This window comes from Actinophytocola sp., assembly GCF_045807065.1.
Lineage (GTDB): Bacteria > Actinomycetota > Actinomycetes > Mycobacteriales > Pseudonocardiaceae > Actinophytocola.
Genome location: NZ_JBJMIE010000761.1, coordinates 1 through 11,127 on the forward strand (window position 1 = coordinate 1; position 11,127 = coordinate 11,127).

General features: G+C 71.3%; 10 protein-coding genes. 4 read left to right on the forward strand and 6 right to left on the reverse strand.

Going from position 1 to position 11,127, the window contains the following annotated elements:
• Together ACJ73U_RS44460 and ACJ73U_RS44465 are read left to right on the forward strand one after the other, a co-directional pair.
• Positions 1–1,063 (forward strand): 3-hydroxyacyl-CoA dehydrogenase family protein (locus tag ACJ73U_RS44460; protein WP_407783824.1); only part of this gene is annotated, 1,063 nt, incomplete at its 5' end.
• A 205-nt stretch (positions 1,064–1,268) separates the two neighbouring features.
• Positions 1,269–2,495 carry a S1 family peptidase gene (locus ACJ73U_RS44465; RefSeq protein WP_407783825.1) on the forward strand — a complete coding sequence of 409 codons (1,227 nt, stop codon included), beginning with the start codon at positions 1,269–1,271 and terminating at the stop codon, positions 2,493–2,495.
• A 21-nt stretch (positions 2,496–2,516) separates the two neighbouring features.
• On the opposite strand, the gene ACJ73U_RS44470 is transcribed toward ACJ73U_RS44465, so the two are convergent.
• The 6 genes from ACJ73U_RS44470 to ACJ73U_RS44495 are packed head-to-tail and all read right to left on the reverse strand — an operon-like array spanning position 2,517 to position 9,340.
• The gene (locus ACJ73U_RS44470; RefSeq protein ID WP_407783826.1) at positions 2,517–3,959 is read right to left on the reverse strand and encodes a beta-N-acetylhexosaminidase; all 1,443 of its coding nucleotides are present in this window, start codon (positions 3,957–3,959) and stop codon (positions 2,517–2,519) included.
• A gap of 18 nt (positions 3,960–3,977) precedes the next feature.
• Positions 3,978–4,406 (reverse strand): DUF1707 domain-containing protein, encoded by a 429-nt coding sequence (locus ACJ73U_RS44475; protein WP_407783827.1) that lies wholly within the window; start codon positions 4,404–4,406, stop codon positions 3,978–3,980.
• Positions 4,407–4,418: 12 nt separating this feature from the next.
• Positions 4,419–5,816 carry a GntP family permease gene (locus ACJ73U_RS44480; protein WP_407783828.1) on the reverse strand — a complete coding sequence of 466 codons (1,398 nt, stop codon included), beginning with the start codon at positions 5,814–5,816 and terminating at the stop codon, positions 4,419–4,421.
• Between the two features lie 10 nt (positions 5,817–5,826).
• Entirely contained in the window at positions 5,827–6,444 is a 618-nt protein-coding gene (locus ACJ73U_RS44485) for a bifunctional 4-hydroxy-2-oxoglutarate aldolase/2-dehydro-3-deoxy-phosphogluconate aldolase (protein ID WP_407783829.1), read from the reverse strand.
• Positions 6,445–6,449: 5 nt separating this feature from the next.
• Positions 6,450–8,033: an N-acyl-D-amino-acid deacylase family protein gene (locus tag ACJ73U_RS44490; RefSeq protein WP_407783830.1), complete on the reverse strand. Its 1,584-nt coding sequence runs from the start codon at positions 8,031–8,033 to the stop codon at positions 6,450–6,452.
• Positions 8,033–9,340, reverse strand: coding sequence for an amino acid deaminase (locus ACJ73U_RS44495; RefSeq protein ID WP_407783831.1), 1,308 nt, complete (start codon positions 9,338–9,340; stop codon positions 8,033–8,035). Before ACJ73U_RS44495 ends, ACJ73U_RS44490 begins: the two co-directional genes overlap by 1 nt.
• Before the next feature lie 138 nt (positions 9,341–9,478).
• Between ACJ73U_RS44495 and ACJ73U_RS44500 the strand changes: the two genes are divergently transcribed.
• Both ACJ73U_RS44500 and ACJ73U_RS44505 read left to right on the forward strand, forming a co-directional pair.
• The gene (locus ACJ73U_RS44500; RefSeq protein WP_407783832.1) at positions 9,479–10,408 is read left to right on the forward strand and encodes a sugar kinase; all 930 of its coding nucleotides are present in this window, start codon (positions 9,479–9,481) and stop codon (positions 10,406–10,408) included.
• Positions 10,405–11,127: IclR family transcriptional regulator (locus tag ACJ73U_RS44505; protein ID WP_407783833.1), on the forward strand; the 723-nt coding region annotated here is incomplete at its 3' end. The genes ACJ73U_RS44500 and ACJ73U_RS44505, both read left to right, overlap by 4 nt.

Consider the following 11,127-nt stretch of genomic DNA (forward strand, 5'->3'; position numbering starts at 1 on the left):
CAAAGCACTTCAGCGTGGCAAGACCACCGAAGAGAAGTCCAAGGCGCTGTTGGACCGCATCACTCCGGCCGCGGATCCGGCCGACCTCAAGGGCGTCGACTTCGTGATCGAGGCCGTCTTCGAGTCGGTCGAACTGAAGCACAAGGTGTTCCAGGAGATCGAGGACGTCGTCGAGCCCAACGCGCTGCTCGGGTCGAACACCTCGACGCTGCCGATCACGGGTCTGGCGGAAGGCGTGTCGCGCCCGGAGGACTTCATCGGCCTGCACTTCTTCTCGCCGGTCGACAAGATGCCGCTGCTGGAGATCATCGTCGGCGAGAAGACGTCCGACGCGACGCTGGCCAAGGCGTTCGACGTGGCGCAGCAGATCAAGAAGACGCCGATCGTGGTCAACGACTCGCGTGGCTTCTTCACCTCGCGGGTGATCGGCACGTTCATCAACGAGGCCGTCGCGATGGTCGCCGAGGGCGTGAACCCGGCCTCGGTCGAGCAGGCGGGCTCGCAGGCCGGGTACCCGGCGCCGCCGCTGCAGCTGCTGGACGAGCTGACCCTGACGCTGCCGCAGAAGATCCGCAAGGAGACCAAGGACGCGGTCATCGCGGCCGGCGGCGAGTGGACCGAGCACGCGTCGGAGCCGTTGATGGACCGCATGGTCGAGGAGTTCGACCGCAAGGGCAAGTCGTCCGGCGCCGGGTTCTACGAGTACGCCGACGGCAAGCGGGTCGGTCTGTGGACGGGTCTCTTCGAGCACTTCGCCAAGGACGGGTACTCGATCCCGTTCGAGGACATGAAGGAGCGCATGCTCTTCGCGGAGGCGCTCGAGACCGTCAAGTGCTTCGACGAGGGCGTGCTGCGCTCGGTGCCGGACGCGAACATCGGCTCGATCATGGGCATCGGGTTCCCGCCGTGGACCGGTGGCGTGATCCAGTACATCAACGGCTACGAAGGCGGTCTCCCCGGCTTCGTGGCGCGGGCGCGGGAGCTGGCGCGGCGTTACGGCGACCACTTCCTCCCACCGGCCTCCCTCGTCGAGAAGGCGGAGAAGGGCGAGAAGTTCGAGTAGGTCCGCCACGCAGACCTTCGGTGCCGCCGTGCCAACCTCGGGCACGGCGGCACCGTCGTGTTTGCCCTTTGGTGCACCGACGGTGTGCTCCGTTCAGTCCCTCTCGTTCCGCTGGTCCGGCTCTGTTCGGGAAAGGCGCTAACGCCACGCGCGGTGGGCGACGAAATTCCGACGTTCCACCAACTTCCAGACAGGAAGGAACGAGATGCGAAGACCCATGATTGTTCTCGTCACCGCGGCGGTGGCCTGTGCCCTCGCCGTCGCGACGCAGTCGACCGCGGTGGCCGCGCCGAAGAGAGGCGGCACGGCCACCACGGACGAGGTTCTCGTCGCCATGCAACGCGATCTTGGTCTGACCGCCACACAGGCGAAGGGCCTGCGTGTCCAGGAGGACAAGGCGGTCAAGCTCGACGGCAGCCTGCGGGACTCGCTCGGCTCGTCGTTCGGCGGGTCGTGGTTCGACGCCAGGACCGGCGAGCTCGTCGTCAACGTCACCGACCAGGCACGTGTCGGCGAGGTGACGAAGGCCGGCGCGCGTGCGGTCGTGGTCAGGCACAGCGAGGCCGAGCTCGACGCCATCCGGGCCGAGCTGGACACGTTGTCCGGCAAGGCTCCTGGTGCCGGGCGCGCGAAGAACGGCACGTCGGTCCTGACCGGCCTGGCGGGCTGGCACGTCGACCCGAAGACCAACAGCGTCGTCGTCACGACCGTCAAGGGGCAGGAACGGCCGGCGGCACTGAGCGCGGTCGCCAGGTACGGCGACGCGGTGACCTACGAGCAGCTCGACCAGGCGCCGCGGACGGCCAACTTCATGGACGGCGGCGACGAGATCAACGGGGCCAGCTGCTCGGCGGGCTTCAACCTGCGCAACCCGTCCACCGGGCACGGCTACCTGCTGACCGCGGGGCACTGCACCAGCGGTGGCCAGGCGAACTACGGCCAGGGTGGCGTCTTCTTCGGGTACACGCTGCAGAGCTGGTTCCCGACCTTCGACGACGCCCTGATCAGCGCCGACAACCCCGGTTACTGGTTCCAGGGCCCGTGGGTCGACACGAACCCGTCGAACGGCGGGTTCATCAACGTCAGCGGCTACAGCGACTCGCCGGTCGGGACCGTGGTCTGCAAGTCCGGCATCACCACGAAGTGGACCTGCGGGACCATCACGGTGAAGGACGAGACCGTGCAGTACAACGGGGTCAGCGGGCCGGTGTACGGCCTGACCCGGCACTCGGCGTGTGTCGAGCCGGGTGACTCGGGCGGCGCGAACGTCGCGGCGCTGTCGGTGTGGTCGCCGGAAGGCGTGACGAGCGGCGCCTCGCTGCTGTTCAACCGCTGCCTTTCGACGTACGGGCTGACCAACGTGTCGTGGTACTTCCCGATCGCCGACAGCCTGGCGTTCTACGGCTCGGTGTACGGAGTGACCACCTGGTGATCGTCGTCTACAGGTGATCGTCTACAGGTGACGGATGCGGCCCGGCACGCCGGGCCGCATCTGCCACGGCCGGGGACCGTTCAGCGGGCGGTACTCGACGCCGAGCGCGTCCAGCCTCGGCAGGTGGTGGCGGACCAGCCGGGCCTCGAACTCCGCGTAGTCACGAGCATGCCGGCTCCACACCACCTCGGCGAACGCCGCCAGCCGTGGGAAGGCGGCGTAGTCCACGCGCCGGGTGCTGTCCAGGTGCTCGGTCCAGACCTGTGCCTGCGCGCCGAGAACTCCAGGTGCCGCAAGGGGTTCGTAGGCGTACACGTCCGCGAGCGTGCGCAGGTAGCCGACCGGGACGGGCTCGTCGGGGTGGTCGGACTGGCGGTGGTCGAGGTACACGTGTTCCTCCGGGCACAGCACCAGGTCGTGGCCGGCGGCCAGCGCCTCGGTGGACAGCCACGCGCCGATGACCGTGCTCCGGGGGAGCGGGCCGGCGTCGTCCCATGCCATGGCGCGGCGGCCGAGCGACTCGAGGTGGGCCACCAGTCGGCCGAGGAACCAACCCCGCAGACAGTCCACATCGGACAGTCCGAGTTCGGCCGCGCGAGCGACGGTGCCGGGGTCCGCGGCCCACTGCGTCGTCGGCACCTCGTCGCCGCCGACGCAGATCACCTCGGACGGGAAGATCTCCGCCACGTGGGTGAGGACCCGGCGGTAGAAGTCGACCGTGCGGTCCGTCATCGCCAGGACGTTCTCGTTGACGCCCCAGCGGGTCAGCACCTCCAGCGGCAGTCCGGTGACGCCGAGCCACGGGTACGCCGCGATGGCCGCCTGGCTGTGGCCGGGCACGTCGACCTCCGGCACGACCGTGATGTGCCGGTCCGCCGCGTACGCCACGATCTCCCGCAGGTCGTCCACGGTGTAGAAACCGCCGTGCGGGCGGCCGTCGTGCTCGGCGGTGCCGTCCGGCGGCCGGCCGACCCAGGACCCGGCGCGCCAGGCACCCACCTCGGTCAGCCGCGGGAACTCGGGTACCTCGACGCGCCAGCCCTGGTCGTCGGTGAGGTGGAGGTGCAGGACGTTCAACCGGTGTGCGGCCATCAGGTCGAGAAACCGCAGCACGCCGGCCTTCGGCATGAAGTGGCGGGCCACGTCGAGCAGGCAGCCGCGCCACCGGAACCGTGGCCAGTCCTCGACCTCACCGCACGGCAGTGCGCGAGGTCCACTGTGGATGTCCGCGGCCCGGAAGGCCGAGGGGCCCAGCAGTTGCCGCAGGGCCTGCCGCGCGTAGAACTCACCCGCGGCGTCGGCGGCCGCGACGCGGACACCGCCGGGCCCGAGGGTGAGCCGGAAGCCCTCCGACGGCAGGGAGTCGTCCGTCGTGGTCGCCGGCTCGGGCGGCTCGTCCACCACCAGCGTCCCCGGTGCGGGTGTCACGCGCACCGGGCGGGGGAGCAGACCGTCGAAGCTCATCGGCGGTGAGGGGCCGGGCTACCGGTGCGTCGTGGCGGCGAAGATCGCGGCCACGACGAGCAGGCAGCCGAAGAGCAGCGCCGGGACCCACCAGCCGGCGAGGAGTGCCGCGAGGACGATGACCCCGCCGGTGACCAGCAGCAGGCCGGCGCCGCCGCCGGCACGCGCCGCGTTGGCCACCCATGCCGGGCCGCCGATGACCGCCTCACCCAGCAGCGGGTGCGGCGCGGGCAGGTCGGCGAACAGCGCCCGCAGGTCACCGACCGTCCGCGCCCGCTGCGCCAGGTCGCGGCGCCGGTCGTGCTCGGCCGGGGACAGGTGCTCCTCGGCCCGGTGTTCGGCGAGTGCCCGGATCGCGGTCTTCCGGTCGGTGCTGTCCACCCACGCGGCGTCCTCGTCCTCTGCGTCGTCGTCTGCGTCCTCGTCGTCTGCGTCGTCGGGCGACATGGGGGCAGTCTGTCAGATGACCGCCATCAGTACCGCCGCCACCGCGAAACCCACGACGGACAGTATGGTCTCCAGCACCGTCCACGTCCGCAGCGTGTCCTTCACCGAGATGCCGAAGTACCGCGACACGATCCAGAACCCGCCGTCGTTGACGTGCGAGGCGATGATCGACCCGGCGCAGATGGCGGCCACGAGCAGGGCGAGCTGTGGTTGCGAGTAGCCGACGTCCTTGATGGTCGGACCAATGATGGCGGCCGTGGCCGCGATCGCCGCCGTGGCCGAGCCCTGCGCGATCCGCAGCCCGCAGCTGATCACGTAGGCCGCGAAGATCACCGGCAGGCCGGCGTCGTGCAGGGTGGCGGCGATGGCGTCGCCGATGCCGGTCGCGCGGAGCACCGCGCCGTAGAAGGCGCCCGCGCCGACGACGAGCAGGATCATGCCGACCGGCCGGAGCGAGGCCGCACCCAGCTCGGCGAGCTGCGTCTTCGTCATGCCACGCCGGTAACCCAGCAGCCAGACCGCCAGCAGCACGGCGATCGTGAGCGCGACGGCCGGGGTGCCGACGAAGCTCGCGATCCCGGCGGCGGTCGAGCCGGCGGGGAGCCAGATGCTGCCGAACGTGCCGGCGAGGATCAGCACCAGCGGCACCGCGATGATCCCGATCACCAGGCCCAGTCCGGGTTCGTCCCGCTCCTCGTCCTCGGCCCGCACCGCCGCGAGCATCTCCTCCGGCACCGGTATGTCGATCCGCTTGCCGATCCAGGACGAGAACAGCACGCCACCGATGAACCAGGCGGGGATCGCGCACACCGCGCCCATCAGGATGACCCAGCCCAGGTCGACCCCGATGAGGGCCGCCGCGGCGACGGGACCGGGATGCGGCGGCACGAACGCGTGCGTCACCGACAGGCCAGCGAGCAGGGGCAGGCAGTACAACAGGATCGACCGGCCACCCTGCTTCGCCGCGACGTAGACGAGCGGCGCCAGCACGAAGATGCCGACGTCGAAGAACACCGGGATGCCGAAGATCAGCCCGGCGAGGCCCATCGCCAGCGGCGCCCGGTTCTCGCCCAGCGCGCGGAGCAGCGACCGGGTCAGCACCTGTGCGCCGCCGGACGCCTCGAGGACCGCGCCGAGGATCGTGCCCAGGCCGATGATCGCGGTGATGTGGCCGAGGATGCCGCCGAAACCCGTCTCCAGCAACGACTCGCCGGGCTTCTGCGCGGAGCCGACGAGTGTCTGGACGGGTATCCCGGCCGCGAGCGCGGTCAGCAGGCCGATCACCAGCAAGGCGATGAACGGCTCGACCTTCAACTTGATGATCATCAGGAGCAGGATCGCGATGCCCACCAAGGCGAGCAGCAGCAGACCCGGCGTGGAGTGCTGTAACCAGTTGACGAACCCTGACATGACGACTCCGTTAGGCTAGTGCGGCAAGGAATTCCTTCGCTCTTTCACCGATCTCGTCGAACCGCGACTCCGCGGCCAGCTTCGGGCCCACCACCCCGCTGCCCGCGGTCACCGCGATCGCGCCGCCCGCGAGGAAGGACGCGGCGTTCTCGGCGGTCAGCCCGCCGGTGGCCACCAGGGGCACGTTCGGGTAGGGGCCGTGCAGGTCGCCGAAGTACGCCGGACCCAGCCTCGCGGCCGGGAACACCTTCACCGCGGTGGCACCCAGGTCCACGGCCGTGGCCACCTCGGTGGGGGTCATCGCGCCGAGGACGACCGGGATCCGCTGGCGCACCGCCTCTTCCGCCACCGCCGGCCGCAGTCCCGGGGTCAGCAGGAACGTCGCGCCCGCGCTGACGGCGTCGCGGGCGTCCCGCGCGGACATGACCGTGCCGGCACCGAGGATCAGACCGTCCACCTGGGACGCCTGCTCGATGAGCCGTGGCGCGCCCGGGGTGGTCAGCGCGAACTCGACGATGGGCAGGCCCGCCTCGACGAGCGTCCGCGCCAACCCGACCGGGTCCGGGATCTCCGGCGCGCGGATGATGCACAGGGCGCGCCGCGTGCCGAGTTCGGCCAGCAGGTCCATGTTTCTCAGGCTTCCTGGTTGCGGATGGAGTGACCGGGCAGCGCACCGGTGTGCCGGTCGTCTGAGATGACGGGCACGCCGTTCACCAGCACGTGTGGGATCCCGGACGCCGGCTGGCGCGGCTCCTCGAACGTCGCCGTGTCGGCCACGGTGGCCGGGTCGAACAGCACGAGGTCGGCGGCGTAGCCCTCGCGGACGAGCCCGCGGTCGGTCAGCCGCAGCCGGCGCGCGGCCCGGCCGGTCAGGTGTGCCACGCACTCCTCGAGACCCAGCACGCCCAGCTCCCGCACGTAGTGCCCGAGGTAGCGCGGGAACGTGCCCCATGCACGGGGATGCGGCCGTTCGCCCACCAGCAGTCCGTCGCTGCCGCCGGTGTGGGCGGGGTGCCGCATGATCGCCCGCACGTTGTCCTCGTGGCCGACGTGCATGAGGCAGGACGTGCCGAGTTTCTCCGCGACCAGCACGTCGAAGTACAGCTCCGCGGGCGGGCGTCCGGCCAGGCGTGCGGACTCCGCGACGCTGTGGCCCACGAGGTGCGTGTTCGCCGGGTCACGCACGCCGTTGATCTCGATGGCCGTCCAGTCCACCGGCACGCCGTGGCAGCCGTCCGAGCCGTGCTCCTCCAGGACCGCCCTGATCCGCTCCCGAGTGTCCGGATCGGACAGCCGGGTCAGCGTCGCGGCCAGGCCGCCCTCGGTCGACCAGCTCGGCAGCAGCGCGGACAGGTAGGTGGCGCCCGGCAGGTACGGGTACGTGTCGAGCGAGATGTCGCAGCCGTCCGCGATCGCGCCGTCCAGCAACGACAGCAGCTCACCCGCGCGGCCCTCGTTGACCGGGAAGTTCATCGTGGCGTGCGCGAGGTGCAGCGGGCAGCCGGACCGGCGCGACACGTCGACCATCTCGGCGTACGCTTCCAGTGCGCCCGCGCCGTAGCTGCGGTGGTGCGGGCTGTAGTACCCGCCGCCCGCGGCGACCACCTCGCACAGCGCGACCAGCTCCTCGGTCGTCGCGTACATGCCGGGGGTGTAGGTCAGCCCGGACGACATGCCCACCGCGCCCTCCGCGAGCCCCGCGGCCACGAGTGCGCGCATCCTGTCCACTTCGGACTCGGTGGCCGCGCGGGACTCCCAGCCCACCGCGAGCATCCGCACCGTGCCCTGCGGCACCAGGTACGCCGCGTTGACCGCGATGCCGCGGTCGAGCCGGTCCAGGTACTCACCGACGCTCCGCCAGCTCCAGTCGAAGCCGGGCGGGTCGTCGTTCCAGCCGGCGAGCTGCGTGCGCAGACCGGCGAGCGTGGTGTCGTCGACCGGCGCGTACGACAGGCCGTCCTGCCCCAGCACCTCCAGCGTCACGCCCTGCGAGACCTTCGCCATGTGCTCGGGGTTCGCGAGGACCTGCAGGTCCGAGTGCGCGTGCATGTCGATGAAACCGGGCGCCAGCACCAACCCGTCCGCGTCGACCACCCGGCCGGTCCGGCCGCCGCCGATCGCGCTGATCCGTCCGTCCCGGACGGACACGTCCGCGCGGAAGCCGGGCGCACCGGTGCCGTCGACGACGGTCGCGCCGCGGAACGTCAGGCCGGTCATCAGAAGAAGGTCCGGATCAGGTCGACCACGGTCTCGCCGTCCGCGCCGACCACCGGGACGATCGGGACCTTGTCGAACGTCGTGCACGGGTGGGACAGCCCGAGGGCGACCCAGTCGCCGATCTCGAGCGCGTCGTCCGCGTCGAGCTCGATGAACCCGTGCTGGTCGTTGAGCTTGGTCAGCACGCAGCCGGTGAGCGCCGTGACCGTGCCACCGCGACGGCGCAGCACGGGAACCGGCAGGTCGATGTCGTACGGCAGGTCGCGCTTGCCCGCGGTGACGAACGCGAGCCGGGGTTCCGGCCTGGACATGACCTGCGCCCAGGCACGTACCGCCGGCCGCAGCCGCGGGCCGTCGAGCCGGGCGTGCGCGCCGATCGGGGACGTGCGCTCGTAGAGCCCTTCGTCGTGGGTGAGGTACGCGCCGCTGCGCAGCACCGGCAGGACCGGCAGCGGCCATTCCCCGCCGAGCACGTCGACCACCTGGTCGAAGAACTCGCTGCCGCCTGCCGTCACGATGACCTGGTCCAGACCGTCGAAGTGCCCGCGCCCGGCCAGGTCCAGCGCGAGCGCCCGCAGCTCCGACAGGTGCGCGTGCACCGTGGCGAGGCCCTCGGCGGAGGTGTCGACCGGCACCGCGCCCTCGAAACTCGCGACGCCGGTCAGCCGGAGCGCCGGGCTCGCGGCCACCGCCTCGGCGACCTTCAGCGCGGTGGGGCGGTCCCGGACGCCGGTCCGGCCACCGTGCACGCCCAGTTCCAGCAGCACGTCGACCGGCCGGCTCGCGCCTCCCGACGGCAACGCCTCGGTCATCAGCTCGACGCCGCGAACGCTGTCGACCCAGCAGGAGAACGTGAAGCCGGGGTCGCGGTCCAGCTCACCGGCGAGCCACCGCAACGCGGTCGCGTCGACCAGCTCGTTGGCGAGGATCACGCGGTTGACCCCGAACGCCCGGTAGATCCGGAGCTGGCTGGCGTTCGCGGCCGTCTGGCCCCACGCGCCGTGCGCGAACTGCCGCGCGTACAGCTGCGGCGCCATCGTGGTCTTGCCGTGCGGCGCGTGTGCGAAGCCGTGCGTGGCGCAGAAGTCCGCCATCGTGGTGAGGTTGTGCGTGAGCGCGACGTCGTCGAGGACGGTGAGGGGCGGGAGGAACCCGTCGCCGAAGAGGGTGAGACCGCGCTCCTGGACGTCCCGGATGGACAGTCCGTGCACGGCGTCGGGCAGGCCCTTGAAACGCCAGTCGAGCGGCTCGGCGAGGAGCGCGTCGAGTGCGGCCTGGCTCAGCTGCCCTGGCGTGATCTCCGACATGTCCACTCCATTGCGTATTTTGCAACACGTGTTGCACCATGTGCCACGGAGTTGTGTAGCATCTCTCTGCTCGGCCAGTCAACGGCGCGGAGGATCTTGCTCGTGGGTTCAGCTGATGTCCTGTGTCTCGGGGAGTCCATGGCGCTGTTCGTCCCGGCGGAGCCCGGCCCGCCGGACGAGGTCGTCACGTGGACCCGGACCGTCGGCGGCGCCGAGTCCAACGTGGCCAGTCACCTCGCCGTGCTCGGCCTGCGTTCCGCCTGGGTGAGCGCGGTCGGCGACGACGCGTTCGGCCGCGCCCTGGTCTCGACCATCGCCGCCTTCGGGGTGGACGTGTCCGGTGTCCTGGTCGACCCGACCCGTCCCACCGGCATGTACGTCAAGGAGAGCGACGCCGCCGGCAGCCCCGTGCGGTACTACCGGCACGGGTCCGCGGCGTCCGGCATGGGGCCGTCGATGCTCGACACGCTGCCGCTCGACGGCGTGCGGGTCGTGCACACCAGCGGGATCACGCCGGCGCTGTCGGACAGCTGTCTCGAGCTGATGCGTGCGCTCGTCGCACTGCCACGCACGTTCACGCTGTCGTTCGACCTCAACTGGCGGCCGCCGCTGTGGGTGGACCGCGACCCGTCCGTGCTGCGCGAGCTGGCGACCGCGGCGGACGTCGTGTTCGTGGGTGTGGACGAGGCGGAGCTCGTGTGGGGCGTGGCGGAACCCGAGGAGATCCGCGCGTTCCTCCCGGAAACCCGCACGCTCGTGGTCAAGCAGGGCGCGGACGGCGCCACGCTCTTCGAGGGGACGGCCGCGCCGGTGTACCAGCCCGCGTTGAACGTCGACGTGGTCGAGCCGGTCGGCGCGGGTGACGCGTTCGCGGCGGGGTTCATCTTCGGCACCCTCTCCGGCTGGTCGCCCCGGCGCAGGCTGCGGTGCGGGCACCTGCGTGCCGCGTCGTCGCTGCTCACCCACCACGACGTGGGGTCGTCGCTGCCCGCGGCGTTCGTGGCGAGCATGCTGGACGCCTCGGACGCCGAATGGGCGGCCGCGTACGTGACCGGAGAACGGCAGTGAGTCAGAGCCTCGATCGCGCGCTCGTGCTGCTCGACGAGCTGGCGAGCGGGCCGAGGACGCTCGACCAGCTCGCCGAGCGGGTGTCGGTGCACAAGTCGACCGTGCTGCGGCTGCTGCGCACGCTGGAGTCGCACCGGTTCGTGCAGCGCGACGGCGTGCGGTACTACCGGCTCGGCACCTCGCTGTTCGAGCTGGCGTTCCGGGCGCTGGACGAGCGGGACGTGCGGCGCAGCGTCGAGCCGGCCCTGCGGGAGCTCAACGCCGAGACCGGGCACACCGTGCACCTCGCGTCGTACGAGGACGGCGAGGTGATCTACATCGACAAGTACGAGAGCCGGCACAACGTGCGGATGTACTCGCGCATCGGCCGGCGCGCACCCCTGCACTGCACGGCCGTGGCCAAGGTGTTGGTCGCCGCGATGCCGCCGGACCAGCGGGAGGCTGTCGCGCGGTCGATCACGTACGACAAGATGACCGCGAACACGATCACCACGCCACGCGCGTACCTCGCGGAGCTGGCGCGGGTGGCCGAGCGGGGGTATGCCGTCGACGACGAGGAGCACGAGGAGCACATCCACTGCGTGGCCGCGCCCATCCGGGACGCGCGCGGCGAGGTGGTGGCGGCGCTGTCGCTGTCCGTGCCACAGCTGGTGCTCGACCTCGACGGCCTGCTCCGACTGGTGCCCGCGCTCCTCTCCGCCGCCGCGCGGGCGTCTGCC